Origin of the sequence: Mycobacterium sp., assembly GCF_035640695.1 — a bacterium.
In the GTDB taxonomy this organism is placed as follows: domain Bacteria; phylum Actinomycetota; class Actinomycetes; order Mycobacteriales; family Mycobacteriaceae; genus Mycobacterium.
Genome location: NZ_DASQVQ010000138.1, coordinates 1 through 26,487 on the forward strand (window position 1 = coordinate 1; position 26,487 = coordinate 26,487).

Here is a 26,487-nt window from a genome sequence, read left to right on the forward strand (position 1 = left end):
GCCCCACCAACGATCGGCGCTGCGCACCGCCCTGCAGCCGGCGATCGACTCCACCAAGGTGGTGGGGCTGATCAGCCTGCCCGGCGCCATGACCGGACTCATCCTGGCCGGCGTCGACCCGCTCACCGCGATCCGCTACCAAACCGTCGTCATGTACATGCTGCTGGCCGCCACCGCGGTGACCGCGCTGCTCGTCGCCCGCCTCGCAGAACGTGCCCTGTTCGACACCGCCCACCGCCTCATCCCGCTCGACCGCCGCTGACCCATCGGCTGTCATCCAGTTCCGACTGCTTTGTAATCGGGCACCGATGGTGCGCGAGTTCTTCCCGAAGACAAGTAGTCCGTTACTCGTGTGTTTTGGTGACTGCCAGCGGTACGTTGCTGCCGTAATCACACGGTTTCATCGACACATCACGGCCATGGGTTAGGGGCGCAGCCCGATATACCCGATATATCAACGCTTTTAGCACCTTTCGCTGGTAGCGATGTCGGCGAGACCGTGACCCATTCCCACATGTGCCCGAGCCGAACCTGCCCGGAGCGGGCACCAAATTAGACCAGGGGGAATATTGCCAAAGTCACCACCGGACCTGCCGCTGCTCGTGGGCTCGCCAGATCCGACGCAGCGGGTCAAGGTACAGCAGACCGCGTTCACCCACGACGTGTTCGGCCGATACGTCAGCAACGACTGGGACGAAATAACGGCCAGTCTGACCGATGGCGGATTTCCGTTCGACGCCATTGTGATCGGTGCCGGCATGTTCGGCGGCTACTGCGCGGAGAAGCTTTACCGACACGGCGCGGGCATCGGACTGCGGGTGCTGTTGCTGGACGCCGGTGCATTCGAGCTGCCCTCCCACATCCAGAATCTGCCGCCCTTGGGCGGCAGCCTCGGCGCTCCCGGAGTACGCACCGTCGACAACGGCGTACAGAACGTCGTCTGGGGAATGCCATGGATCACCGACACCAGCGCCGCTCACCCCACGACCACCCCGGCCGGATTCCCCGGGCTCGCCTACAGCATCGGCGGCCGGTCACTTTTTTGGGGCGGCTGGTCACCCGAGCTGACGGACGACGACCTCACCGCCTGGCCCGCCGATGTGCGCGCCTTTCTCAAAAATGCCGTGCCCGGCGACCCGGGTGGCCGAAGCGGCTATGAGCTCACCGCCGAGGAGATCGGCAGCGCGACCACCACCGACTTCATGTTCAGCTCAATCTTTCATGACACCCTGCTGAACGACCTGGATAAGGCCATCACGACCGTCGTCGGCCTGAGCAAGGTTGAGGAAGCCCCACTGGCGGTAGAGGGCTCCGCGCCGGCGTCCGGCCTGTTCGCCTTCGACAAATACTCCAGCGCACCAGCCATCATCGACGCTGTCCGCAACGACGCCGCCACGAACACCAGTCGAGGCGACGTCAGCCGCCGCTTCTTCCTCGTCCCTCGGACACAGGTGCTGCGTCTTAACCTCACCGGTAGCGCAGTGACGAGCATCGACGTGCGCAGCAACGGCGTTGGACGCACGCTGGCCGTGCCGGCTGGCTGCGCTGTGGTCCTGGCCAACGGCACGATCGAGGCCACCCGGCTCGCGCTCACTTCGCTCGGTGTGGGTGACACCCGGTTCGGATCCCCCCGCCTGGGCAACCTAATGGCACACCTGCGCAGCAACATCACGGTCAGAATCAAGCGCAGCGCTCTTGGTCTGCCCGCCGGCGCCCCCAAGGACCTGGAAACCACCGCGTTCCTGGTGCGCGGGGCCACCGGCGGTAAGCGTTTCCACTTCCAGGTCGTCGCTGCCGCGGTCGGGACACAAAATCCCGAGCAGAACCTGTTCCAGCAGATCCCAGACATCGACACGATCGGCCAGATCCGGGCAAACCAAGACCCTAACTGGATCACCATCGTGCTGCGCGGCATCGGCGAGATGACCGGGAATACCAGCCTGAGTCCCGACCCCGCGGCGAACTGGATTGACCTCAGCCCGGAGACCGACCCGTTATTCGGACAGCGGCGCGCTTTCGTTCGACTCGGCACGTCGGGCGCCGACACCGCGACCTGGCGAGACATGGACCTCGCCGCGCTCGACCTGGCCGACACCCTCGCCGGCGGTCCGGGCGCAGGCGCCGCTGGGGACATCCAGTACCTCGTTAATGGCCAGTGGAGTCCCAACCGGCCCGCCGTCGACCCGATCAACGGCGGACCATGGCGCGACGGGCTCGGCACCACCCACCACGAAGCCGGGACCTTATTCATGGGTCCGAGTGGCGCCTCAATTACCAACAGCGACGGGCGCTTCCACAACATCTCCAACGCATACGTCGCAGGACCGGCGCTATTCCCCACGATAGGGTCGGCGAACCCCTCACTGACCGCGCTATCGCTTGCGCGGCGAACCGCCACTGCCATCGTCAGCGCCCGTACTCCAGCCGGATTCACACCGCTGTCGCTGAACCCGGCCGACTGGACAATGATCGCTGCGCCCGGAACGAATCCGACGATGACGCGACTCGGATCGATACTCGAGACCGCCGGCGGATATGGCCTGTACTGCTACATAAATCGAACATTCGGGGACTTTTCTCTATGGCTCGAATGGCGAGAAACGGCGGTTGGTGACAACTCGGGTGTCTACATTCGTGTTCCCGACCCAACAGGCGTCGCGCCGGCCGACGCCCTGGCCCGGGCGGATCGCAAGGGCCACGAAATACAAATCGACGACCTCGGCGCTGGTAACCCGCCCGGCCAGGGGATTCACAAGACCGGCGCAATATATGGTCTACAGGCGCCCACCGCCTTCCCGATGGTGCCAGTGGGAGAGTGGAACACCTACCTTATCGAGGCCAATGGACCAAACATTCGTGTCACTCTCAATGGTCAACTCGTAAACGGCTACACTAGTGATCGCCCTCGCTCCGGGCTCCTCGCACTTCAGGTACATGGCAACCCGTCGAAGGTCGCCTTCCGAAATCTGTTCGTGAAATAGTCGAACGCGGCCGGGCCGCCGGGGGAGCGCTACCGCCGAGCCGATCGACAGGGGTGAGGGCCCTCACCGGCTTGACCGACTAGGGCCCTGACCTGCTAGTTCTGAGTCGGGGTGGCGGGATTTGAACCCACGGCCTCTTCGTCCCGAACGAAGCGCGCTACCAAGCTGCGCCACACCCCGTGAAGCCACGTCAGCGTATCGCACCGGGCCACCGACTTTCCAAACGCAGTTGGTGTCCGGCGTGGGATTGATCTGGATGTCGGTGGCGTTGGTGATACTGACCGGTGGACGCGGCCGGCGCGAAGGAGCTACGACATCATGACCGGGTTGGGCGCAGCGCTGTACTTGGGTTTCTTCGGGTTAGCCGCGCTTTGGTTGTTTCTGACCGCGGACCGCGGTGAGGCGCAGGCACAGCCGGGTCAGCCCCAGCGGCAGGACCGCTCGAACTCGGTCAGCGCGTCCGCCGCACCGGTCGGTTCCAGGCCGTGTTGCGTGATCCACTCGTCGGAAAAGTAGGTCTCGGCATACCGGTCGCCGCTGTCGGCGAGCAGCGTCACCACCGATCCGCTGCGGCCCTCGGCGACCATCTCGGCCAATAGGCCGTACGCACCCCACAGATTGGTTCCGGTGGATGGGCCGACCCGCCGACCCAACACGATGCTGGCGTGCCGCGCGGCCGCGACCGAGCACGCGTCCGGGACGGCCACCATCCGGTCGACGACGTCGGGCAGAAACGACGGCTCCACCCGCGGGCGCCCGATACCCTCGATCCGCGACGACACGCCCGTCGTCACGTCTTCCCCGGCGGCGTAGGACGGAAAGAACGCCGAATTCTCCGGGTCGACGACGCACAGCCGGGTCGCATACCGCCGATAGCGAATGTAACGGCCGATGGTCGCACTGGTGCCGCCGGTGCCCGCGCCCACGACGACCCAGTCGGGAACCGGATGGGCTTCCTCGCCCATCTGCGTGAAGATCGACTCGGCGATGTTGTTGTTGCCGCGCCAGTCCGTCGCCCGCTCCGCGTTGGTGAACTGGTCTAGGTAATGCCCACCGGCCTCGCGGGCGAGCCGTTCCGCCTCGGCGTAGACCTGACCCGATTCCTCCACAAAATGGCAACGGCCGCCCTGTGCTTCGATCAGCGCGACCTTGGCCGTGCTCGTCGACGCAGGCATCACCGCGACGAACGGCAATCCGAGCAACTGGGCGAAGTAGGCCTCCGACACCGCGGTCGAACCCGACGACGCCTCGACCACCGTGGTGTTCTCGGTGATCCAGCCGTTGCACAACGCGTACAGAAACAGCGAGCGCGCCAGCCGGTGCTTGAGGCTGCCGGTGATGTGGGTCGTCTCGTCCTTCAGATACAGCTGCACATCGACGTGGTCGCGCCACGCCGACGGCAATGGGTAACGCAGCAGATGGGTGTCTGCGCTGCGGCGGGTGTCGGCCTCGATCAGCCGAACCGCGTTGTCCACCCAGTCGCGGGGGCGCTCACGGGAGACGACCGAGGTCGGCGGGCTGAAGCGAAGCGATTCGGGGCTCGGCCCGGTTTGGGTCACCGCACCGAAGCCGTCGGATGTGACTGCACCGACCGGCTACCGGCCCCGCGGCCGCCCGTCGGTGCGGCTACCAGCGTCAGCAGCGTCGCCTCGGGCCGGCAGCAGAACCGCACCGGCGCGAATGGCGACGTGCCGACGCCCGCCGACACGTGCAGTCGCATGTTCGCGCCCCATCGCGACGCCCCCTTGGCGCGCGAGCGGTCCAGGTCGCAATTCGTCACGATCGCCCCGTAGAACGGCAGGCACAGCTGCCCACCGTGAGTGTGTCCGGCCAGCACCAGCTGATAGCCGTCGGCGGCGAACCGGTCGAGTACATGCGGATACGGGGAATGCGTCAGTCCGAGCCGCAGGTTGGCGGCCGGGCTGGCCGGCCCGGCGATGGTGTCGTACCGGTCGCGCCGGATGTGCGGGTCGTCAACGCCCGCTGCCGCTATGGTCGCGCCCGCGACCTCGACCTCGCGCCGGTTGTGCGTCATGTCCAGCCAGCCGCGTTCGGTGAATGCCGCCCGCAGGTCCTGCCACGGCAGCGGCGTGCCGTGCGTGCGGTGTTCGGGCCGGGTGATGTAGTTGACCGGGTTCTTCAGCCGCGGGCCGAAGTAGTCGTTGCTGCCGAACACGAACAACCCCGGCAGGCCCAGCAGCTCGCCGAGGCTCTGCACGACGGCGGGAACGGCCCGCGGATGAGCGAGGTTGTCGCCGGTGTTGACGACCAGATCGGGCTCCCAGCGCGCCAATTCGCGCAGCCACGCCTGCTTGAGGCGCTGGCCCGGTCGCATGTGGATGTCGCTGATATGCAGCACCCGCAGCGGCGACGACCCAGGCGTCAGCACCGGCATCGTGACCTCGCGAACGACGAACGCGTTGCGCTCGATGATCGAGGCATAACCGGTCCAGGCGACGGCCGAGCCAACAGCCACCGCGACGGTGCGTTTCAGGACGGGCGATGCGGAGGGCATGATCGCAGCCTACTGCCCGTTACCGGCCGTCATCGGTTGACGACGTTGCGGCGTGCGCCGTTGTGGCCTGCGCCGCGATTACGGCGGTGGTGGCGGTGGCGCCAGCACCGGCACCGTGATCGGCGGCAAACCGGGGATCTCCACCACGGTCGAGCCGATCGCCGGCGCAGCGCCCGGCGGTGGCGGTGGTGGCGGGGGCGGAACACCGTTGCTGGTCTGGATCGTGATGATCGAGCCGGGAATCGTTTGGCCGCCCGGATTCGTGCCGACGACCTCCCCGAAGGGCGCGGTGCTGTTCACCGAATCCGTCTGGTCGGAGACCTGGAAGCCGGCGTCCTTCAACCGCTGCCGGGCCGCGTCCACCTTCATGCCGGTAACGCTGGGCACCCGCGAATTCGGGCCGCCGTCGACGTAGCGCGGATCGGTCGGTGGCAGGTGAATCTCGCCGAAATCATTGGCGATCGGCTTCATGGCCTCGAACCAGGTGCGCGCCGGTTCGTTACCGCCGTACAGGTTCCCGCTGCCGCACTGGCGCAGCGGGAACGAGCACAAGTCGGACGGGGTGGTCGAATCGTCGAAAATGTAGACCGCACCGGCGTACTGGCTGGTGAAGCCCACGAATCCCGACGACCGGTGCGCCTCGGTGGTGCCGGTCTTGCCGGACATCGGCAGATTCCATCCCGCCGAGGCCGCCGAGGCGGCAGCGGTGCCAGCGCCCTGGTCGTCCTTGCTCATCGCGTTGGCCAGCGTGTTGGCCAGACCCTCGGGGACCACCTGATCACAGGTCTCGGTGGTCACCGACACCTCGTTGCCGTGGCGGTCGACGATCTTGTCGATCGGGCTCGGCGGGCACCACACGCCGCCGGAGGCCAGCGTCGCCGCGACATTGGACAGTTCGAGCGCGTTCAGCTGGAAGGGGCCGAGCGTGAAAGAGCCCATATTCTGGCGCTTGATGAAATCGGCGAGGCTCTCGTTGCTTTGGGGGTCATAGGCCCGCGCAGTTCCCGGCGTGGCATAGGAGCGCATGCCCAGCCGGACGGCCATGTCCACCGCGCGCGGCACGCCGATCTGCTGGATCAGGCGGGCGAACGCGGTGTTCGGCGACGTGGCCAGCGCGTCGGTGACGTTGAGCGTGCCGCGGTAGTTTCCGTCGTTGCGCACGCACCAGGTCTCCCTCGGACATCCCGGGCTCGAGCTGCTGCCCATGCCCTTGGCCTGGAAGAAAGCGGGCGCCTGTAGCTGGGCGTTGATGCCCATTCCCATGTCGAGTGCGGCGGCCGTGGTGAAGATCTTGAAGATCGAACCGGCCCCGTCACCGACCAGCGAGAAGGGCTGGGGTTGCATGGTCTCGCCGGCGTCGGTGTTCAGGCCATACGTCCGGTTGCTGGCCATCGCCATCACCCGATGCGCGTCCTTGCCGGGCTTGATGACGCTCATCACGTTGGCGACGCCGTTGAGGGTGGGGCTGGCGATGCGGCTGACCGTTGATTTGACCGTGCTTTGCACCTTGGGGTCGAGCGTGGTCTTGATCAGATAGCCACCACGGGCGACCTGCTCCTTGCTGATGCCGGCGCGGGCAAGGAAGTCAAGCACGTAGTCGCAGAAGAACGCCCGATCGCCGGCCGCGATGCAGCCGCGCGGCAGCTCGTTGGGCTGAGGCAGGATCCCCAGCGGCGTCGTCTTGGCCGCCCGCAACTCGTCGGCGTGCTGCGGCAGATTCTCAATCATGGTGTCCAGCACCAGGTTTCGCCGCTGGAGCGCACCATCGGGATTGGTGTAAGGGTTCAGCGAGCTGGTTGACTGCACCAGCCCGGCCAGCAGGGCCGCCTGTTGCCAATTCAGTTGCGACGCGTCGGTGCCGAAGTAGGTCTGAGCGGCGTCCTGGATGCCGAACGCGTTGTTGCCGAAAGACACCAGGTTCAGATACCGGGTCAGAATCTCCGGCTTGGTGAACGATTTGTCCAGGGTCAAGGCCATCCGGATCTCGCGCAGCTTGCGGGCCGGCGTTGTTTCCACCGCCGCGCGCCGCTCGGCGTCGGTCTGAGCGATCACCAGTAGCTGGTAATTCTTGACGTACTGCTGCTCGAGCGTCGAGCCGCCGCGGGTGTCGATGTTGCCCGACAGGTAGCCGGACAAGCCGGTCAGCGTGCCCTTCCAGTCCACGCCGTTGTGTTCGGCAAAGCGCTTGTCCTCGATCGAGACGATCGCCAGCTTCATGGTGTCGGCGATCTTCTCGCTGGGCACTTGGAACCGCCGCTGCGAGTACAGCCAGGCGATCGGGTTGCCGGCCGCGTCGACCATCGTCGAAACCTGCGGAACCTCACCCTCGACAAGCTGGGCCGAGCCGTTAGCGACGACGTCGGAGGCGCGGTTGGACATCAGGCCGATGCCGCCGATGAACGGGAACATCAGCCCCGCCGCAACGACGCTGGCCAGCAAAATGCACCAGGCAAGTTTGACGACGGTAACGGAGGCCGGGGGGCGTTCCGACATGCGTACAGAGTACTGAGGATGCCCGAGCGGTCTGCGGAGTGAGCCGCAGATCGCCGACTTACGGCTGCGACAATTTTGCCTGGGCAATGGATCACGGCACGGTTGTGCCAAAAAAGTCGTGTCCAAAGTGTTGCGCAAACGATATCTGACCACCTAACTTGTACTCACAGTGCGATTCAGGTCACACTCGACCTGATCAATGTGGCGCAGATCGCATCAGCGGTCCCGCCAGGGGAACCGCCATTTGCTGGCGGCCGGAACGAAGGGGATCTGGTGTCAGCTACACGGACAGCCGCGCGGACCACAATCACTGCTCACAGCCCAGTCCAGGGTGCTGAGGCCGAGGCCCGCATCGCCTGGGTGTCCAAAGCCCGCTGTCGAGCCAGTGACCCCGATGAGCTGTTCGTGCGGGGGGCCGCTCAGCGCAAAGCCGCGGTGATCTGTCGGCATTGTCCGGTGATCCTCGAATGCGGCGCCGACGCCCTCGACAACCGCGTCGAGTTCGGGGTGTGGGGTGGGATGACCGAACGTCAGCGTCGCGCGCTGCTCAAGCAGCACCCCGAGGTGGTGTCCTGGGCGGACTTCTTCGCCGCCCAGCGCAAGCAGCGCAGCGCCGGTTAGGCCGCGTTGGTCGTCGTCATCTGATCGGCGACCGCCCGCAGCGCCTCCAGGTCGGACACATCGAACGGCAGCGATGGCACGCCGACGATCGGCACATGCGGATTCGCCGCGGTGAACCGGGACAGCAGCCGCACTTCCCGCTTGGCCGTCTGCGCGCGGTCGGCGTGAATCCGCAGTACCGCGGCCGCCAGCGCGTCGGGATCGTCGGCCTGCAGGTCCTCGGTCGCGTCGACCGCGCGTTCGACCGACAGCGAGCACAGTTTCGGATGGGTGCGGTTCAGAACCAGCCCGGCCAGCGGCATCGCCTCCTGCGACAGCCGGTCGACGAAGAACGAGGCTTCCCGCAACGCATCCGGCTCGGCCGCCGACACGACGACGAACTGTGTGCCCCGTCGCTTCAGCAGCTCATAGGTGCGCTCTGCCTTGGCCCGAAAGCCGCCGAACGTGGCATCCAGCGACTGCACGAACGCCGCTGCGTCGGAAAGCAATCTGGAGCCCAGCAAGGTGGACAGTCCGCGCATCGCGAGTCCCACCGCGCCGGTCACCAGTCGCCCGATGCCGCGGCCTGGGCTCAGCAGCAGCCGCCACAGCCGGCTATCCATGAAGCTGCCCAGCCGTTTCGGCGCATCAAGGAAGTCCAGTGCATTGCGCGACGGCGGGGTGTCCACCACCACAAGGTCCCACTTGTCTTGTGCGAGAAGCTGACCCAGCTTTTCCATCGCCATGTATTCCTGCGTGCCGGACAGTGACGTCGCCACGGTCTGATAGAACTGGTTGTCCAGAATTGCGTCAGCGCGTTCGGGCCCCGAGTACTGGGTCACCATCTCGTCGAACGTGCGCCGCATGTCGAGCATCATCGCGTGCAACTCCCCTTTGACTTCGGGAGCGAGCGGAACGCGTTGCGGGGTGTTGCCCAATTCGTCGATGCCCATCGCCTGTGCGAGCCGGCGAGCGGGATCGATCGTCAATACCACTACTGTGCGGCCGTATTCGGCCGCGCGCAATGCCATCGCCGCTGCGATCGTGGTCTTGCCAACGCCGCCAGCGCCACAGCACACCACGACTCGGTTGGACCTGTCCTGGAGCATCGTGGCGATGTCCAGTGCCGGCTGAGCGGTGCTCATCGAACGCCCTGTCGGGCAAGTGTTTCGGCGAGCTCATACAGGCTCCCTAGGTCGACGCCGTCGGCCAGGCTGGGCAGTTCTACGCGAGGCACCCTGATCTGTTCGAGCTCTTCGGCGCTCTCGGCACGTGCCTTCAACCGGGTGGCGTGCTGGATGGTTTCGGTCAGAATGCCGGCGAAATCGGTGTCGTCGAGCTTCACGTTGGCCTTGGTCAGCCCGGCGCGCACGGCGTCGGCGTCGATGGCGCCTTCGGCGGCCTTGGCCAGATCGTCGGGCTGCAGGTATGCCGGAATGCACCGATTGATGATCACGCTGCCGATCGGCAGGTCGAGCTTCCGCAGCTCGTCGATCGCCTCCTTGGTCTCCTGCATCGGCAACGCTTCCAGCAGGGTGACGAGGTGCACCGCGGTCTGGTCGGAGTGCAGCAGCCGCACCACGCCTTCGCTTTGCGAATGCACCGGGCCGCCCTTTGCCAGGTCCGCGACGGCCTTGGTGACGTCGAGGAAGCGGATGATGCGCCCGGTCGGCGGGGAGTCCACCACCACCGCGTCGTAGACCGGCTGGCCGGACCGGTCGGCGCGCACCACGGTTTCCTTGATCTTGCCGGTGAGCAGCACGTCACGCAGTCCCGGCGCAATGGTGGTGGCGAACTCGATCGCGCCGATGCGCCGCATGGCCCGGCCGGCCAAGCCGAGGTTGTAGAACATCTCGAGGTACTCGAGGAAGGCTGCCTCGATGTCGATCGCGAGCGCGTTGACCTGGCCGCCGCCCTCCGCGGTGGCGATCTTCACTTCCTGGTAGGGCAGCGGCGGCACATCGAACAGCTGCGCAATGCCTTGGCGGCCCTCGACCTCAATGAGCAACACCTTGCGGCCGCGGGCCGCCAACGCAAGCGCCAGGGACGCCGCAACCGTCGACTTGCCGGTACCGCCCTTGCCGGTCACGAAGTGCAGGCGGCTGTTTCGCAATCGTGCCGGCCAGCCGACCCCACCGTTGGGTGTGGTTGCCACAGCTGCATGCTAGCCAACCGGCGGTCACGCCCCGGCCCGCGGCTAGGCTCATGATCCATGAGCGAACCGACCAAGTGGGAGTACGCGACGGTCCCGCTGTTGACCCACGCCACCAAGCAGATCCTCGACCAGTGGGGCGCCGACGGCTGGGAGCTGGTGTCGGTTCTTCCCGGCCCCACCGGGGAACAGCACGTCGCGTACCTGAAGCGGTCCAAGTGAGCGCATCGGCAAAGCTGACCGAGCTGGGCGTCACGCTGCCCGAAGTGGTCAAGCCGCTGGCGGCGTATGTGCCCGCGGTGCGCAGCGGCAACCTAGTGTTCACCGCCGGCCAGCTGCCACTGAGCGACGGCAAGCTCGTCGGCACCGGCAAGGTGGGTGCCGGGGTCAGCGCCGAGCAGGCCAGGCAGCTCGCCCGGGTGTGCGCGTTAAACGCTCTGGCCGCGGTGCATTCGGTGGTCGGCATCGACTCCGTGCGCCGGGTGGTCAAGGTCGTCGGATTCGTTGCGTCCGCACCGGGTTTCAGCGGGCAGCCCGGTGTAATCAACGGCGCATCGGAATTGCTCGGCGAGGTGTTCGGGGAGGCCGGCGCGCATGCCCGCTCCGCGGTTGGCGTGGCGGAATTGCCGCTTGATGCGCCGGTCGAGGTCGAGATGATCGTCGAGGTCTCCTAGCTCGATGGCCGCGTCGAGGTCTGCTGGCTCGATGGCCGAGGGATTGAGCCACCCGGCCTACGGTCGGCTGCGCAGAGTCACCGATTCGGCGTCGGTGCTGCTGGCTGACAATCCCGGGCTGATGACGCTGGAGGGAACCAACACCTGGGTGCTGTCCGCGGCGGCCAGCGACGAGGTGGTGATCGTCGACCCGGGACCCGAGGACGCCGAGCACGTGCAGCGAGTCGCCGAGGTGGGCCGGATCGCGCTGGTGCTGATCAGTCATCGCCACACCGACCACACCGGCGGCATCGACCAGATCGTCGAGCTGACCGGCGCGCCGGTGCGGTCGGTCGGCAGCGGGTTTCTGCGCGGCCTCGGCGGTTATCTGACCGACGGCGAGGTGATTGACGCCGCGGGCCTGCGCATCAAGGTGATGGCAACGCCCGGGCACACCGCCGACTCGGTGTCGTTTGTGCTCGACGACGCGGTGCTGACCGCCGACACTGTGCTCGGCCGCGGCACCACCGTCATCGACAACGAGGATGGCAGCCTGGCCGCCTACCTGGAGTCATTGCGACGGCTGCGCGGCCTCGGCCCGCGCGTGGTATTGCCCGGCCATGGCCCCGACCTACGCGACCTGGAGGCCGTCGCCGACATGTATCTGGCGCACCGGGAGGAACGCCTCGAGCAGGTGCGGGGCGCGCTGCGTGACCTGGGCGACGACGCCACGGCGCGGCAGATCGTCGAGCACGTGTACACCGACGTGGACGAGACGCTGTGGGATGCCGCCGAATGGTCGGTGCAAGCCCAGCTGAACTACCTACGGAGCTGAGGGCCGGTCAATTAGCGGGCGCGGCGGGCCAGCCGCTCCGAGTCGGAGATCAGCACGCTCTTGCCCTCCAGCCGGATCCAGCCGCGGTGAGCGAAGTCGGCCAGCGCCTTGTTCACCGTTTCCCGCGACGCCCCGACCAGCTGAGCGATCTCTTCCTGAGTCAGGTCGTGGGTGACCCGCAGCGCCCCGCCTTCCTGGGTGCCGAACCGCTGCGCGAGTTGAAGCAGCTGCTTGGCCACCCGGCCCGGAACGTCGGTGAAGATCAGGTCGGCGAGGTTGTTGTTGGTGCGCCGCAGGCGGCGGGCCAGCACACGCAGCAGCTGTTCGGCGATCTCCGGGCGGTCGGAGATCCACGCCCGCAACGCGTCGCGATCCATCGACACCGCACGGACTTCGGTGATCGTGGTCGCGCTGGAGGTACGCGGCCCCGGGTCGAAGATCGACAACTCGCCGAACATGTCCGACGGCCCCATGATGGTGAGCAGATTCTCGCGGCCGTCGGGGGACCGGCGGCCGATCTTGACCTTTCCGGAAATGATGATGTAGAGCCGGTCTCCGGGTTCGCCCTCGGCGAATACGACGTGGCCGCGCGGAAAATCGACCGGTTGCAGTTGCTTGGTGAGCGCAGAGACTGCGCTGGGCTCGACTCCCTGGAAGATTCCGGCCCTCGCCAGGATCTCGTCCACGTTGCCCCTCTTGTCGTGTTGGGTGATGTGAGCCCTGTTGGGTGATATGACACGCGCAGACCCACCGCTAATCTGTTAGCGAGACAAGTCTAGAGGTCGGCGCATCTGCGATGTGATCGACGCTACACAGGATCGGCGAACCGAGTCTCTTGAAGCTGTGGATTGGGCCTGTTGTATGCATGTGTGCGGGAATGAAACGCGCCGTTGTTCGCGGCCTCAATCACCGCCTCCATGGAGGGTTCAATGCGCTCCATGCGGCGACGGTGGAAGCAGTCCAGCGCCTCGGGCATCCCGTCCCGGGCCAGTGTGCTGACGTCGCCGGGTTCGGCCTGCTCGAGGAATTCGGCGACATCGCTGACCTGCAGCGTGTCGCGGTTCAGCCATGATTCGAGGCGGTCCAGCCCGAATGTTGCCAGCATCAGCAACCCGGGGATGAACGCCACGAAGAGCCACGACACGAGCAAGAAGTAAACACCGTGAAGGTCTCAGCGGGATCACGAAAACCGGGTCAGTACCCTTGCAGGGTGACGGTGGGCGGGCCTCAGAAATCTCGGAAGTGGGACAGCGAGACCCGGCTGGGGCTGGTTAGGCGCGCGCGTCGGATGAATCGTGCTCTGGTGCAAGCCTTTCCGCATGTTTACTGCGAGCTGGATTTCACTACGCCGCTCGAGTTGACGGTCGCGACGATCCTTTCCGCGCAAAGTACGGACAAGAGGGTGAACCTGACCACACCGGCGCTGTTCGCCCGCTATCGCACCGCAAAGGATTACGCCGAGGCCGACCGTGCCGAATTGGAGGAGCTGATCCGGCCGACCGGCTTCTACCGCAACAAGGCGTCGGCCCTGATCCGGTTGGGTCAGGAGCTGGTGGAGCGCTTCGACGCCGAGGTGCCGTCGACGATGGAGGAGCTGGTCACGCTTCCCGGCGTCGGCCGCAAGACCGCCAACGTGATCCTCGGCAACGCCTTCGGAGTGCCCGGTATCACGGTAGACACTCATTTCGGCCGCCTGGTGCGGCGCTGGCGGTGGACCGCCGAAGAGGACCCGATCAAGGTCGAGAAGGCCGTCGGCGAGCTGATCGAGCGCAGCGAGTGGACGGACCTCAGCCACCGCGTCATCTTCCACGGCCGACGCGTCTGCCACGCCCGCAGGCCCGCCTGCGGGGTTTGCGTGCTGGCCAAGGACTGCCCGTCGTTCGGCCTCGGCCCAACCGAGCCGCTGCTGGCCGCGCCACTGGTCAAGGGCCCCGAAACCGAGCACCTGCTGGCGCTGGCGGGACTCTAGGCGGTTACCGGCACCGCGTTTCAGATGAGCAGGTCAACTCGGTGGACCATCGCGGTGCTCGTCGTGGTGGCGGGCCTCATCGTCGCGTTGGCCGCCGAGCTGCGCCAGCATTCGCCGGCTCGGGCGCCGCAGCCGCCCGCGACCCGGTCGGTCGAGAATCCCCAGCAGCTGGCCGATCTGCGCCGCCGGGCCGAGCTGCCGCCGTGTCCGTCCGGCACGGCGGCCGGCCCCGACGTGTTGCGCGCAATCACCGTGCAATGCATGGCCGACGGGTCGAACGTCGACGCCGGCCGCATGATGGGCGGCCGGGCGGCGCTGGTGAACCTATGGGCGTACTGGTGTCAGCCGTGCCGGACGGAACTGCCCGCGATGGCTCAGTATCAGCGGCGGGTCGGGCCCGCAGTGACTGTGGTGACCGTGCATCAGGACGACGACGAGGCGGCGGGTCTGGCCCTGCTGGCCGATCTCGGCGTGCGGTTGCCCGCCGTGCAGGACGGCGGCCGCGGGATCGCCGCGGCGCTGCGAGTGCCGAACGTGATGCCCGCCACGGTTGCGCTGCGCAAGGACGGTAGCGTTGCCGCAATTCTGCCGCGCGCGTTCGCCAGCGCCGACGAGATAGCCGCTGCGGTCGATCAGACGATAGGTGTGCCGCAGTGAGCCCGGACAGCGCGTTGGACCCCGACGCCGCCCCGCCATGGCTGAAACCGCTGGTCGACAACGTCGGACACGTGCCGCGGATGTACCGCAAGCGCGTGCCCGCAGACGTACTGGCGATGGTGACGGCAGCCAACGCAAAGGCGGCGTTGACCGGTGCGAAGCGCGATGCCGCGGTGCTGGTGTTGTTCTCCGGGCCGGGGTCGCCCCCGGCGTCCGACACGGTGCCCGACGACGCCGATCTGCTGCTGACCGTGCGGGCGTCCACGCTGCGCCACCACGCCGGCCAGGCGGCGTTTCCCGGTGGCGCCACGGATCCCGGTGACGCCGGCCCGGTCGACACCGCACTGCGGGAGGCCCGCGAGGAGACCGGGATCGACGCGACGCGGCTGCGTCCGCTGGTGACGCTGGAGCGGATGTTCATCCCGCCGTCCGGGTTCCACGTCGTGCCCGTGCTGGCCTATTCGCCCGACCCCGGACCCGTCGCCGTCATCGACGACGCCGAGACCGCGATGGTCGCGCGGGTGCCGGTGCGCGCGTTCATCAACCCGGAGAACCGGTTGATGGTGTACCGCACCGCGCGGGGCCGCCGCTTCGCCGGCCCGGCCTTCCTGCTCAACCACATGCTGGTGTGGGGGTTCACCGGCCACGTCATCTCGGCGATGCTCGACGTCGCGGGGTGGGCGCGGCCCTGGGACACCGACGATGTGCGCGAAGTCGACGAGGCGATGGCGCTTGTCGGGGACCCGAATGGCGGCGCGGCCAGCTACGGTGAGGCCCAAGAATGAACTCGTCACAGTGGCTCGACCTCGCCGTGCTCGCGGTTGCGTTCATCGCCGCGGTCTCCGGCTGGCGTTCCGGCGCGCTCGGCTCCCTGATGTCGTTCGCCGGTGTGATCCTCGGGGCGGTTGCCGGCGTGCTGCTGGCGCCGCACATCGTCAGCCAAATCAGCGGTCCGCGCACCAAGCTATTCGCCGCGCTCTTTCTGATTCTCGGCCTGGTGGTCGTAGGCGAGGTGGCCGGCGTAGTGCTCGGGCGCGCGGTGCGCGGCGCGATTCGCAATCCCACCCTGCGCTTCTTCGACTCGATCATCGGCGTTGGTTTGCAGCTGGTCGCGGTGCTGGTGGCCGCCTGGATGCTGGCCACCCCGCTGACGTCGTCCGATCAGCCTAATCTGGCTGCGGCAGTGCGTGGTTCGAAGGTGCTGGCCCAGGTCGATGAGGTCGCGCCGACGTGGCTGAAGTCAGTGCCGCAGCGGCTGTCGGCGTTGCTCGACACGTCCGGGCTGCCCGATGTGCTGCAGCCGTTCCACCGCACGCCGATCATCGCAGTCAACCCGCCGGACGCTGCGCTGGCAACCGACCCCGTCGTGAAAACCGCGCAGCGCAGCGTGGTCAAGATCCGCGGCGTGGCGCCCAGCTGTCAGAAAGTGTTGGAGGGTACTGGTTTTGTGGTCGCGCCGAACCGGGTGATGTCCAACGCGCACGTGGTCGCCGGCGCCAACAGCGTCACAGTGGCAACCTCCGACGGCGAGGAGTACAGCGCGACCGTGGTGTCCTATGACCCGGACGCCGACATCTCGATCCTCGACGTGCCGGACCTCCGGTCTCCACCGCTGGTGTTCGCCGACGGGTCGGCCCGCACCGGCACCGACGCGGTCGTGCTCGGCTATCCCGGCGGCGGGACATTCGTGGCCACCCCGGCAAGGATCCGGGAGACCATTGAACTCAACGGTCCCGACATCTACCACACCAAGACCGTGACCCGCGAGGTGTACACGATCAGAGGCACGGTGCGGCAAGGAAATTCGGGCGGCCCGCTGATCGACCTGAACGGCAAGGTACTTGGCGTCGTGTTCGGCGCTGCGGTGGACGACGTCGACACCGGCTTCGTGTTGACCACCAAGGAGGTGTCACGTCAGCTGCAGCGGATCGGCAATTCGGAGGGGGTCGCGACCGGGGCGTGTATCAGCTGACCGACGGGCTGTACACCTGTCCGAGGAAGCGGGTCAGCTGCTCATTGACTACCTCGGGTGACTCTTCGTGGCTGAAATGACCTGCGCCGCCGACGGATACGTAACGGCCGTGCGGCGCGTAGCGCAGCGTGCGGCGAACCGGATCGGAGAGGACGTACGGGTCCGCCTCGCCGCGTAGATGCAACAGCGGCACCGCGAGTTCGCGGTTCATCGACCCCATGAATCGCCCGCCCTCGCCGCGCAGTTGGCTGCGGACGGCCCAGCGTTGGTACTCCAGCGCGCAGTGGGCCGCGGAGGGAATCTGGATCGCCCGCCGCATGTGGCCGATCGTTTCGGAAAAATCTTCGGAGGCAAGCCATTTAGCGCCGGCCCGGCTGCGCACCAGGTTCTCGAGCTGCTCTGCGTCGTTGCGGGTGAGCCAGCGTTCGGGCCAGATGGGCAGCTGGTACTTCAGCAGCGACGGCAGCAGTGCGCGGCCCTGATCGCGCCGCGTCAGCGCCGAGGCCCGCAGTGCGATCGGGTGAGGTGAGCTCACCAGCGCGATCGCGCGGATCAGCCGCGGATGCAGCACCGAGGTGGCCCAGCACACCAGGCCGCCGTCGGCGTGGCCGACCAGCGTGGCCGACGTGTGGCCGAGCGCGCGGATCAGCCCGGCGGTGTCACCGGCCAGCGTCCAGCCGTCGTAGCCGCGCGGGGGTTTGTCGCTGCCGCCGTAGCCGCGCAGGTCGACGGCCACCACTCGGGCGCCTCTCAGTCCGCGCAGCTGGTGTCGCCACGACCACCAGAACGAGCCGAACCCGTGCAGCAGCATGACCAGCGGCCGCGTCGTGGCCGCGGCAGCCTGACTGTTCGGCAGGGCAGTGTCCGGCAGGGCAATGTCCGGCAGGGGAATGTCCGGCGGGGGAATGTCCGGCGGGGGAATGTCCGGCGGGGCCGCCGGGCCCGCAGCCTCCTCCGCCTCGACGACGTGGAACCGGATGCCGTTGGCGTGCACCTCCAGATGTCGCCACGGCCCGTCGATGCGCACCACCGACGGAGCGGGCGGCGGCATTACCAGCCCGACGGGTCGGTCTGCGCGTCTCCGGGATTACCGGCCGGTGCCCGCTGATCGTGGGAGGTGAACGCCGAGCGGGTTTCCTTGACCGCCTCGATCGTCTGCCGCGGCCCGCGGATGCGGCGTACCTTGAGGTATCCCAACAGCGCGAACACCGCCGTCACCACCACCATGATTCCAAAGACGATAGCGAAAGCTACTGGGCGCCATAGCCATTGGTCGAGCAGCTCGGCGAGGAAGAAGAAGAAAAAGAACGTCGAGTAAAACAGCACCACCAGGGCGGCGATGAAGTACACGCTGCCGGTCAGGCCTCGCTTGACATCGCGGGTGATCTCGGCTCGGGCCAGTTCGACCTCCGCGCGCACCAGCGTCGACACTTGTGCTGTCGCGTCCTTGACGAGATCGCCGATCGACGGGTTGGCCGGCAGCGCGTGCGGATCGGCGAGCGGGATCGATGTGATCGTGTTGGGCACGCCATTCTTGCGATCACCATTGGACACGGACGGCTCCTCCCCGATTGCTCTCGTTGAGTGCTTATGTTGCCATGTGCCGTCGGGCTGGACGAGGCCAGCCGACGCGGCCGATGTTGCAGAAGTTACTGGTGGGGCTTGGTTAGGATGTGTGACTCGAACAACTTCGCGGGTGGGGCCGTCGACGAGGAGCATGCATTGAGAACCGCGCACCGCGCGCTGATGGCGGCTGCGGCAGTCGTGACGGTGATCTGGATGCTCTGCCCGTCCGCCGGCGTCGCCCACGCCGCCGACCAGGTGGTGTTGGGCGGGGGCGCCGGGATTGTCGTCAACGGCAACACGCTGTGCACGCTCACCGCGATCGGCAACGACAACCGTGGCGACCTGATCGGTTTCACGTCGGCGCATTGCGGGGGTCCCGGCGCGCTGGTGGCCGCCGAGGGCGCCGAAGGCAGCGGCGTGGTGGGCAAGATGGTGGCCGGCAACGACGCCCTCGACTACGCCGTCATACAGTTCGACCCGGCCAAGGTCACGCCGGTCAACAACTTCAAGGGCTTCGTGATCGCCGGTATCGGGCCCGACCCGACTGTCGGGCAGGTCGCGTGCAAACTGGGCCGCACCACCGGATATTCCTGCGGCGTCACGTGGGGTCCGGGCGACAAGCCCGGCACCATTATCAACCAGGTCTGCGGACAACCCGGCGACTCCGGCGCACCGGTCACCGTCGACAACCGGCTGGTCGGCATGATCCACGGTGCCTACACGGAGGACCTGCCGACATGCGTCATCAAGTACATCCCGCTGCACACCCCGGCGGTCACCGAATCGATCAACGCGGTGCTCGGCGACATCCGCGCCAAGAATCGCCCGGGCTCCGGCTTCGTCCCGATCGGCGGCTAGCGCCCGGTGGCCGGCGATTCCGGCGAAATTAATCGGTGGATCGGTGGCGGCTACTTGGCGGCGCTGATCGCCTCGAACACGCTTGGGTCGACCAACGTGGACGTGTCACCGAGTTCGCGGCCCTCGGCCACGTCGCGCAGCAGGCGGCGCATGATCTTGCCGCTGCGGGTCTTCGGCAGCTCGGGCACCACGTGGATTTCCCGCGGGCGCGCGATCTTTCCGATCTCCTTGGCGACCTGCTCGCGGAGCTCGTCGACCATCTCGTCGCCGCGGTCCTTGGCGTCGGCCTCCAGGATCACGAACGCGCAGATCGCCTGACCGGTGGTCTCGTCGGTGGCACCGACGACCGCGGCCTCGGCCACACCGGAGTGGCCGACCAAGGCCGATTCCACCTCGGCGGTGGAGATCCGGTGCCCGGACACGTTCATCACGTCGTCGACGCGGCCCAGCACCCAGATGTCGCCGTCGGCGTCCACCCGCGCGCCGTCACCCGCGAAATACCAGCCCCGGTCGGCGAACTTCGACCAATACGTTTCCTTGAAGCGCTCCGGATCCCCCCAGATGCCACGCAGCATCGCCGGCCAGGGCTGATCCAGCACCAGGTAGCCGGTCATGTGCTCGGCCTCATCGGCGCCGGGTTGCAGCTCGTTGCCGTCGTCATCGACGATCTTGGCCGAGATGCCCGGTAGCGGCGTCATCGCCGAGCCAGGCTTGGCCACCGTGACGCCGGGAAGTGGGCAGATCATGATCGCGCCGGTCTCGGTTTGCCACCATGTGTCGACGACCGGAGTTCGGTTGGCGCCGAAGGCGTTTCGATACCAGCGCCACGCTTCCGGATTGATCGGCTCGCCGACTGTGCCGAGCAGCCGCAGGCTGGACAGATCGTGCGCGTCGGGGAATGCGCGGCCCCACTTCATGAACATCCGGATCAGCGTCGGTGCCGTGTAATAGATTGACACCCCGTACTTTTCGATCACCTGGAAGTGGCGATGCTCGTTCGGCGAATTCGGGGTGCCCTCGTAGACCACTTGGGTGGCGCCGTTGGACAGCGGGCCGTAGACGATGTAGGTGTGCCCGGTGACCCAACCGATGTCGGCTGTGCACCAATACACATCGGTCTCCGGCTTGATGTCGAACACATTGTGATGGGTGTACGACGCCTGCGTGAGGTATCCGCCGGAGGTGTGCATGATGCCCTTCGGCTTACCCGTGGTGCCCGACGTGTAGAGCAGAAACAGCGGATGCTCGGAGTCGAATGCCTCGGGCGAGTGCTGAGACGATGCCGGCTCCACGGTGTCGTGCCACCACAGGTCGCGCCCGTCGGTCCACGGCACGTCCATGCCGGTGCGCCGGACCACGAGCACATGCTCGACGGTGCTTTTCTCGGCGCCCTGGCCGGCCGAAACCGCTTCATCGACCGACTCCTTCAGCGAGACCGGCTTTCCACGGCGATACTGCCCGTCGGTGGTGATCACCAGCTTCGCCTCGGCGTCCTGGATACGGGCCCTCAACGCTCCGGCCGAGAAGCCCGCGAACACGACGCTGTGCAAAACGCCGAGCCGGGCACACGCCAGCATCGCCACGATCGCCTCCGGCACCATCGGCATGTAAATCGCGACGCGGTCGCCGGCAACCAGGCCCAGGTCGGTCAGTGCGTTGGCGGCGCGGCATACTTCGGCCAACAAGTCGGCGTAGGTGATGGTGCGGCTGTCGCCTTCCGGCTCGCCCTCCCAGTGGATCGCGACGCGGTCGCCGTTGCCGGCCTCGACGTGGCGGTCCACGCAGTTGTACGCCACGTTGAGCTTGCCGCCGACGAACCATTTCGCGAACGGCGCATCCGACCAATCCAGGACCTCGTCGAATGGTGTCTCCCACGCCAACCGGTTGGCCTGCTTCGCCCAGAACGCCAGCCGGTCTTTCTCGGCCTCGCGGTACAGCTCCGCGGTGGCGTTGGCGTTGGCCGCGAACTCCTTCGGCGGCGGATACGACGAGGGGGCTTCGGTGTGCGTCTCGGACATATTCGTGAGCGTAGTCACCCGGGGCTGCGTCGACGTCGGCTTCCGGGACAACCGCGGACGGGCGGGACATGCGGCGGTGCAGGCTCTATTGTCTGGCCGATGGGTCGAACAGGCGCGGCCGCCGCGGTCGTCGCCGTCTTTGTGCTGCTGGCCGGCGCGGTCGCAGCGTGCGGCGGCGGGGGTCGCGCGAGCGAGGTCGTCACCGTCAACGGCGGGGAGCCGCAGAACCCGCTGATCCCGACCAACACCAACGAGAACAACGGCGGCCGCATCGTCGACCGGCTGTTTGCCGGATTGATGTCCTACGACGCGAACGGGACACCGGCGCTCGAGGTGGCCCAGGCCATCGAGACCATCGACAACGTCAACTTCCGCATCACGCTCAAACCGGGATGGAAGTTCACCGACGGCTCCGCGGTGACGGCCCGGTCTTTCGTCGACGCATGGAACTACGGTGCGCTGACCACCAATGCGCAGCTGCAGCAGAGCTTCTTCAGCCCGATCGACGGCTACGACGCGGTGGCGGCCGAAAAGCCCACTGCACAGACGATGTCTGGCCTGCGCGTGGTCAACGACAACGAGTTCACGGTCAAGCTCAAGGCGCCGACCATCGACTTCAAACTGCGGCTCGCGTTCACGCCGTTCTACCCGCTGCCCGACGCCGCGTTCAGGGACGTGGCCGCGTTTGGCCAGCACCCGGTCGGAAACGGGCCGTACAAGCTGGCCGACGGGGACGCCTGGCAGCACAACGTGAAGATCGACCTGGTACCCAATGCCGACTATCACGGCAACCGGGTGCCCAAGAACAAGGGCCTGCGGTTCAATTTCTACGCCACCCTCGACACCGCATACGCCGACCTGCAGGCCGGCAACCTCGATGTGCTCGACACCATTCCGTCCAGCGCTCTGCCGACCTACCGCCGCGAGCTCGGCGACCGGGCGATCACCGGTCCCACCGCGCAGAACCAAACCCTGGACACCCCGCTGCGGCTGGCGCACTTCGGCGGCGAGGAGGGCAGGTTGCGCCGGCTGGCGTTGTCCGCGGCGATCAACCGCCCGCAGATCTGCAAGCAGATCTTCGCCGACACTCGCGAGCCGGCCCGTGATTTCACCGCCCCCTCGCTGCCCGGGTTCGACCCGAACATCCCCGGCAACGACTCGTTGAACTACGACCCGGCACGGGCCAAGCAGCTGTGGGCGCAGGCCGACGCGATTTCGCGGTGGAGCGGCGACTACGCGCTCGCCTACAACGCCGACGGCGGCCACCAGGAATGGGTCGACGCCGTGGCCAACAGCATCAAGAACACGCTCGGCATCAACGCATTCGGCTCCCCGCAGCCCACGTTCGCCCAGATCCGCACTCAGATCAGCAACCGAACGATCCGGACCGCGTTCCGGGCCGGCTGGCAGGGCGACTATCCGTCGCTGCTGGAATTCCTTGAGCCGCTGTTCGTCACCGGCGCCGGCTCCAACGACGTCGACTATTCGAACCCGGAGTTCGACGCGGCGCTGCTGCGGGCCGAGGCCGCGCCGACGTTGCCGCAAGCCTACGGGCTGACCAATGAAGCGCAGCGAATCATCTTGCGCGACATGCCGGTCGTGCCGTTGTGGGATTACGTTAACGCCGCCGGGCGCTCGTCGGCGGTGAGTGGCGTGGTGATCACCTGGAACGGCCTGCCCGGCTACGAGAGCATCGTGAAGGGTCAGCGCCGATGAGCGCTCACGCGAACAGCAGTTGACATGGGTTGGTACATCGGCCGCCGCATCATAAGCCTGATTCCGGTGTTTCTCGGTGCGACGCTGTTGATCTACGCGATGGTGTTCTTGCTCCCGGGAGACCCGATCGCCGCGCTCGGTGGGAACCGGCCACTGACGCCCGGGGTAGCCGCGCAGTTGCGCGCCCAGTATCACCTCGATGACCCGTTCTGGCTGCAGTACCTGAAGTACCTGCGGGGCATACTGCATGGTGATTTCGGCCGCTCGTTCTCCGGCCAGTCGGTGACCGACGTTCTGGCTCAGGCCTTTCCGGTGACGATCCGGTTGGCGATCGTCGCTGTGCTCATCGAGGCGGTGTTCGGGGTCGGCTTCGGGTTGATCGCCGGGCTGCGCAAGGGCGGGTTGTTCGATGCGACCGTGCTGGTGGGCGGCCTGGTGATCATCGCGATCCCGATATTCGTGCTGGGCTTCCTGGCGCAGTTCGTGTTCGGGGTCAAGCTCGGCATCGCCCCGGTCACCGTCGGCGACGACGCCAGCTTCGGCCGGCTGCTGCTGCCGGGTTTCGTACTCGGCGCGGTGTCCTTCGCATATGTGTTGCGGCTGACGCGCTCGGCGGTCGCCGAGAACGCCGGCGCGGACTACGTGCGCACCGCCGCGGCGAAAGGGCTGTCGCGTCGCCGCGTCGTGACCGTGCACATCCTGCGCAACTCGCTGATTCCCGTGGTCACCTTCCTCGGCACCGATGTCGGCGCGCTGATGGCCGGGGCCATCGTCACCGAGGGAATCTTCAATATCCACGGTGTCGGCGGTGCGCTGTACCAGGCGGTCACCCGGCAGGAGGCGCCGACGGTGGTGTCGATCGTGACCGTGCTCGTGGTGGTGTACTTGCTGGCGAACCTGGCGGTGGACTTGCTATACGCCGCATTGGACCCCCGGATCCGCCATGGCTGAAGCCGATGTGACAAGCGGTTTTTGGCGCGACGCGTGGCGGCAGCTGCGGAGCCGCCCCCAGTTCGTCGTGTCGGGATTGCTGATTGCGTTCGTGCTACTGCTGGCCGCCTTCCCCGGTCTGTTCACGTCGGCCGACCCTGCCTACGCCGATCCGAACCAGAGCCTGCTGGGCCCGTCCGCGCACCATTGGTTCGGCACCGACCTGCAGGGCCACGACGTGTACGCGCGTGTCGTGTACGGCGCGCGGGCGTCGATCACCGTCGGGATCGGGACCACGCTGGCGGTGCTCGTCATCGGTGCGACGCTGGGCGCGCTCGCCGGCTTCTACGGCGGGTGGCTGGACGCCGTGGTGTCACGCACCACCGACGTGTTCTTCGGCATCCCGCTGCTGCTCGCCGCGATCGTGCTGTCGCAGGTGTGGCATCAGCACACCGTCTGGACCGTGATCGCGATCCTGACAGTGTTCGGCTGGCCGCAGCTTGCCAGAATCACTCGGGGCGCGGTCATCGCGGTACGCGACTCCGACTATGTGCTGGCCGCAAGGGCTTTGGGGGTCAGCCGGCTCGGCGCGCTGCTGCGTCACGTCGTGCCCAACGCCGCCGGGCCGGTCATCGTTGTCACGACGATCTTCCTCGGCATCGTGATCGTCACCGAGGCCACGCTGTCATACCTTGGTGTGGGCCTGCCGCCGACGACGGTGTCGTGGGGCGGAGACATCAACCTCGCGCAAGGCAGGCTGCGGTCCGGCTCGCCGGTGCTGTTCTATCCCGCTGGGGCGCTTGCGATCACGGTTCTGGCGTTCATGATGATGGGCGACGCGCTGCGCGATGCGCTTGACCCGGGATCACGGATGCGGCGGATATGACGGCGAATATGACGCGGGCGCTGCTCAGCATCGAGGACCTCGAGGTGAGGTTCGGTGCCGACCCGCCCGCGGTGTGCGGCGCGGCGTTGGCCGTCCATCCCAGGCAGACCGTCGCAATGGTCGGCGAATCGGGGTCGGGCAAGTCGACGATCGCCAACGCGGTGATGGGACTGCTGCCGCCCGGTGGTCGGGTAACCCGTGGCGGCGTGTTTTTCGACGGCGCCGACATCACCCACGCAAACTCCCGGCAGTTCGAGTCGATCCGGGGCCGTCGGATCGGGCTGGTGCCGCAGGATCCGACCACCAACCTCAACCCGGTGTGGAAGATCGGCTTTCAGATCGCGGAAGCCTTGCGCGCCAACGGTATCGCAGCCGGCCGTGCGGCACGTCGACGGGCCGTGGAGCTGCTCGACGATGCCGGCATGCCCGATCCGGCGATGCGCGCCCGCCAATACCCGCACCAGCTGTCGGGCGGGATGTGCCAGCGCGCACTGATCGCGATCGGCCTCGCCGGCCGTCCGCAACTGCTGATCGCCGACGAGCCCACTTCCGCGTTGGACGTCACCGTGCAGCGCCAGGTGCTCGACTACCTTGACTCGCTGACCGCAGAGCTCGGCACCGCGGTGCTGCTGATCACCCACGACCTTGCCCTGGCCGCCGAACGCGCCGACCACCTCGTCGTGCTGCATCGTGGCGCGGTGGTGGAATCCGGGCCGGCCGCCGAACTCATCGCCGAGCCGAGGCATGACTACACCCGCCGGCTGGTCGCGTCGGCGCCCGCTCTCGCGGCGCGGCGGGTCGGTGTGGCCACTGCCCGGGAACGTGTTACGCACGAGGCCGCCGAACACGTCGACAAGCCGCTCGATGCACTGGTGGTGTCGGGCCTCACCAAGATGTACCGCGTCCGTGACCGGGTGCCGTGGCGCCACCGCGGTTTTGTCGCCGTCGACGACGTCTCGTTTGGGGTGCGCCGGGCAAGCACCACCGCGATCGTCGGCGAGTCCGGCTCTGGTAAGACGACGCTGGCCCGCATGGTGCTCGGGCTGCTCGAGCCGACCAGCGGGACTGTCAAATTCGACGGCGACGACATCGCGGCGATGGACCGCCGCGCGGCGTTCGCCTTCCGTCGCCGCGTGCAGCCGGTGTTCCAAAACCCGTACAGCAGTTTGGATCCGATACAGACCGTGTACCGGTCGATCGAAGAGCCGTTGCGCATCCATGGCATCGGTGACCGCGCGCAGCGGCATGAGATGGTGCGCGAGTTACTCGACCAGGTTGCGCTGCCGTCGACGCTGCTGCGCAGGTTGCCGCGCGAGCTGTCCGGGGGACAGCGCCAAAGAGTCGCGATCGCCCGGGCGTTGGCCCTGCAGCCGGAGATGCTGGTGTGCGACGAGGCCGTGTCGGCGCTTGACGTGGTGGTGCAGTCGCAGATCCTTGCGCTGCTGTCGGAGCTGCAAGCACGGTTCGGGCTAACCTACTTGTTCATCAGCCATGACCTCGCGGTGGTGCGGCAGATCGCCGACGATGTGGTCGTGATGCGCGCGGGCCACGTCGTCGAACACGCGGCGACCGACGACGTGTTCACCCGGCCTGCCGCGGATTACACGCGCCGGCTACTCGACGCGATCCCGAAGGTGCCTGACTGCTAGCGCGCTGCACCCATCACACACATGAACGACGGCGGGA

The 26,487-nt window shown here is 67.1% G+C and carries 25 protein-coding genes and 1 tRNA gene; 15 read left to right on the forward strand and 11 right to left on the reverse strand.

Annotation, left to right across the window (positions count from 1 at the left end; all coding sequences use genetic code 11):
- Window positions 1–262 (forward strand): ABC transporter permease (locus VE759_RS16060; protein WP_324934190.1); only part of this gene is annotated, 262 nt, incomplete at its 5' end.
- A 307-nt stretch (window positions 263–569) separates the two neighbouring features.
- Window positions 570–2,981 carry a family 16 glycoside hydrolase gene (locus VE759_RS16065; protein WP_324934192.1) on the forward strand — a complete coding sequence of 804 codons (2,412 nt, stop codon included), beginning with the start codon at window positions 570–572 and terminating at the stop codon, window positions 2,979–2,981.
- A 106-nt stretch (window positions 2,982–3,087) separates the two neighbouring features.
- On the opposite strand, the gene VE759_RS16070 is transcribed toward VE759_RS16065, so the two are convergent.
- From VE759_RS16070 to ponA2, 4 genes are all read right to left on the reverse strand, one after another.
- A tRNA-Pro gene (locus VE759_RS16070) sits at window positions 3,088–3,161 on the reverse strand.
- A 239-nt stretch (window positions 3,162–3,400) separates the two neighbouring features.
- Window positions 3,401–4,456, reverse strand: coding sequence for a PLP-dependent cysteine synthase family protein (locus tag VE759_RS16075; protein WP_324934257.1), 1,056 nt, complete (start codon window positions 4,454–4,456; stop codon window positions 3,401–3,403).
- A gap of 80 nt (window positions 4,457–4,536) precedes the next feature.
- Window positions 4,537–5,496: a metallophosphoesterase gene (locus VE759_RS16080; RefSeq protein WP_324934194.1), complete on the reverse strand. Its 960-nt coding sequence runs from the start codon at window positions 5,494–5,496 to the stop codon at window positions 4,537–4,539.
- Window positions 5,497–5,574: 78 nt separating this feature from the next.
- Window positions 5,575–7,989, reverse strand: coding sequence for a transglycosylase/D,D-transpeptidase PonA2 (ponA2, locus tag VE759_RS16085; protein WP_324934196.1), 2,415 nt, complete (start codon window positions 7,987–7,989; stop codon window positions 5,575–5,577).
- A 273-nt stretch (window positions 7,990–8,262) separates the two neighbouring features.
- On the opposite strand from ponA2, the gene VE759_RS16090 reads away from it, so the two are divergent.
- A complete protein-coding gene (locus tag VE759_RS16090; protein ID WP_324934198.1) occupies window positions 8,263–8,610 on the forward strand; it encodes a WhiB family transcriptional regulator in 348 nt (115 codons plus the stop codon).
- Here the strand turns inward: VE759_RS16090 and VE759_RS16095 are convergent.
- Window positions 8,607–9,734 (reverse strand): ArsA family ATPase, encoded by a 1,128-nt coding sequence (locus VE759_RS16095; RefSeq protein WP_324934200.1) that lies wholly within the window; start codon window positions 9,732–9,734, stop codon window positions 8,607–8,609. The genes VE759_RS16090 and VE759_RS16095 overlap by 4 nt on opposite strands.
- Window positions 9,731–10,744, reverse strand: a complete 1,014-nt coding sequence (locus VE759_RS16100) for an ArsA family ATPase (RefSeq protein WP_324934202.1) — start codon at window positions 10,742–10,744, stop codon at window positions 9,731–9,733. Before VE759_RS16100 ends, VE759_RS16095 begins: the two co-directional genes overlap by 4 nt.
- A gap of 57 nt (window positions 10,745–10,801) precedes the next feature.
- Between VE759_RS16100 and VE759_RS16105 the strand changes: the two genes are divergently transcribed.
- The 3 genes from VE759_RS16105 to VE759_RS16115 are packed head-to-tail and all read left to right on the forward strand — an operon-like array spanning window position 10,802 to window position 12,229.
- Window positions 10,802–10,963 carry a DUF4177 domain-containing protein gene (locus VE759_RS16105; protein ID WP_324934204.1) on the forward strand — a complete coding sequence of 54 codons (162 nt, stop codon included), beginning with the start codon at window positions 10,802–10,804 and terminating at the stop codon, window positions 10,961–10,963.
- Window positions 10,960–11,415 (forward strand): RidA family protein, encoded by a 456-nt coding sequence (locus tag VE759_RS16110; RefSeq protein WP_324934206.1) that lies wholly within the window; start codon window positions 10,960–10,962, stop codon window positions 11,413–11,415. Before VE759_RS16105 ends, VE759_RS16110 begins: the two co-directional genes overlap by 4 nt.
- Window positions 11,416–11,446: 31 nt before the next feature.
- On the forward strand, window positions 11,447–12,229 hold the full coding sequence (locus VE759_RS16115; RefSeq protein WP_324934208.1) for an MBL fold metallo-hydrolase: 783 nt from the start codon (window positions 11,447–11,449) through the stop codon (window positions 12,227–12,229).
- Between the two features lie 11 nt (window positions 12,230–12,240).
- On the opposite strand, the gene crp is transcribed toward VE759_RS16115, so the two are convergent.
- Together crp and VE759_RS16125 are read right to left on the reverse strand one after the other, a co-directional pair.
- A complete protein-coding gene (gene crp / locus VE759_RS16120) occupies window positions 12,241–12,915 on the reverse strand; it encodes a cAMP-activated global transcriptional regulator CRP (RefSeq protein ID WP_324934210.1) in 675 nt (224 codons plus the stop codon).
- A gap of 122 nt (window positions 12,916–13,037) precedes the next feature.
- Window positions 13,038–13,334, reverse strand: coding sequence for a hypothetical protein (locus VE759_RS16125; protein ID WP_324934259.1), 297 nt, complete (start codon window positions 13,332–13,334; stop codon window positions 13,038–13,040).
- A gap of 183 nt (window positions 13,335–13,517) precedes the next feature.
- Between VE759_RS16125 and nth the strand changes: the two genes are divergently transcribed.
- The 4 genes from nth to marP are packed head-to-tail and all read left to right on the forward strand — an operon-like array spanning window position 13,518 to window position 16,827.
- Complete coding sequence (gene nth, locus VE759_RS16130; RefSeq protein ID WP_324934212.1) at window positions 13,518–14,198, forward strand: endonuclease III; 681 nt, start codon at window positions 13,518–13,520, stop codon at window positions 14,196–14,198.
- A gap of 24 nt (window positions 14,199–14,222) precedes the next feature.
- Window positions 14,223–14,855, forward strand: a complete 633-nt coding sequence (locus VE759_RS16135) for a TlpA family protein disulfide reductase (protein ID WP_324934214.1) — start codon at window positions 14,223–14,225, stop codon at window positions 14,853–14,855.
- Window positions 14,852–15,640, forward strand: coding sequence for a CoA pyrophosphatase (locus tag VE759_RS16140; RefSeq protein WP_324934216.1), 789 nt, complete (start codon window positions 14,852–14,854; stop codon window positions 15,638–15,640). Before VE759_RS16135 ends, VE759_RS16140 begins: the two co-directional genes overlap by 4 nt.
- Window positions 15,637–16,827, forward strand: coding sequence for an acid resistance serine protease MarP (gene marP / locus VE759_RS16145; RefSeq protein WP_324934218.1), 1,191 nt, complete (start codon window positions 15,637–15,639; stop codon window positions 16,825–16,827). Before VE759_RS16140 ends, marP begins: the two co-directional genes overlap by 4 nt.
- Here the strand turns inward: marP and VE759_RS16150 are convergent.
- Both VE759_RS16150 and VE759_RS16155 read right to left on the reverse strand, forming a co-directional pair.
- Window positions 16,820–17,878 carry an alpha/beta hydrolase gene (locus tag VE759_RS16150; RefSeq protein ID WP_324934220.1) on the reverse strand — a complete coding sequence of 353 codons (1,059 nt, stop codon included), beginning with the start codon at window positions 17,876–17,878 and terminating at the stop codon, window positions 16,820–16,822. The genes marP and VE759_RS16150 overlap by 8 nt on opposite strands.
- On the reverse strand, window positions 17,878–18,381 hold the full coding sequence (locus VE759_RS16155; RefSeq protein ID WP_324934222.1) for a phage holin family protein: 504 nt from the start codon (window positions 18,379–18,381) through the stop codon (window positions 17,878–17,880). The genes VE759_RS16150 and VE759_RS16155 overlap by 1 nt, the downstream gene beginning before the upstream one ends.
- 225 nt (window positions 18,382–18,606) lie before the next feature.
- On the opposite strand from VE759_RS16155, the gene VE759_RS16160 reads away from it, so the two are divergent.
- Window positions 18,607–19,251: a S1 family peptidase gene (locus tag VE759_RS16160; protein WP_414687933.1), complete on the forward strand. Its 645-nt coding sequence runs from the start codon at window positions 18,607–18,609 to the stop codon at window positions 19,249–19,251.
- Between the two features lie 50 nt (window positions 19,252–19,301).
- Here VE759_RS16160 and acs read toward each other — a convergent pair whose 3' ends face one another.
- Window positions 19,302–21,269, reverse strand: a complete 1,968-nt coding sequence (gene acs / locus VE759_RS16165) for an acetate--CoA ligase (protein WP_324934223.1) — start codon at window positions 21,267–21,269, stop codon at window positions 19,302–19,304.
- Between the two features lie 99 nt (window positions 21,270–21,368).
- Between acs and VE759_RS16170 the strand changes: the two genes are divergently transcribed.
- From VE759_RS16170 to VE759_RS16185, 4 genes are read left to right on the forward strand one after another with little or no spacing between them, the layout of a single operon-like run.
- A complete protein-coding gene (locus VE759_RS16170) occupies window positions 21,369–22,985 on the forward strand; it encodes an ABC transporter substrate-binding protein (protein ID WP_324934225.1) in 1,617 nt (538 codons plus the stop codon).
- Window positions 22,986–23,009: 24 nt separating this feature from the next.
- The gene (locus tag VE759_RS16175; RefSeq protein WP_324934227.1) at window positions 23,010–23,936 is read left to right on the forward strand and encodes an ABC transporter permease; all 927 of its coding nucleotides are present in this window, start codon (window positions 23,010–23,012) and stop codon (window positions 23,934–23,936) included.
- Window positions 23,929–24,801 carry an ABC transporter permease gene (locus VE759_RS16180; protein ID WP_324934229.1) on the forward strand — a complete coding sequence of 291 codons (873 nt, stop codon included), beginning with the start codon at window positions 23,929–23,931 and terminating at the stop codon, window positions 24,799–24,801. The genes VE759_RS16175 and VE759_RS16180 overlap by 8 nt, the downstream gene beginning before the upstream one ends.
- Entirely contained in the window at window positions 24,798–26,450 is a 1,653-nt protein-coding gene (locus tag VE759_RS16185) for an ABC transporter ATP-binding protein (RefSeq protein ID WP_324934231.1), read from the forward strand. Before VE759_RS16180 ends, VE759_RS16185 begins: the two co-directional genes overlap by 4 nt.
- Window positions 26,451–26,487: the final 37 nt, after the last annotated feature.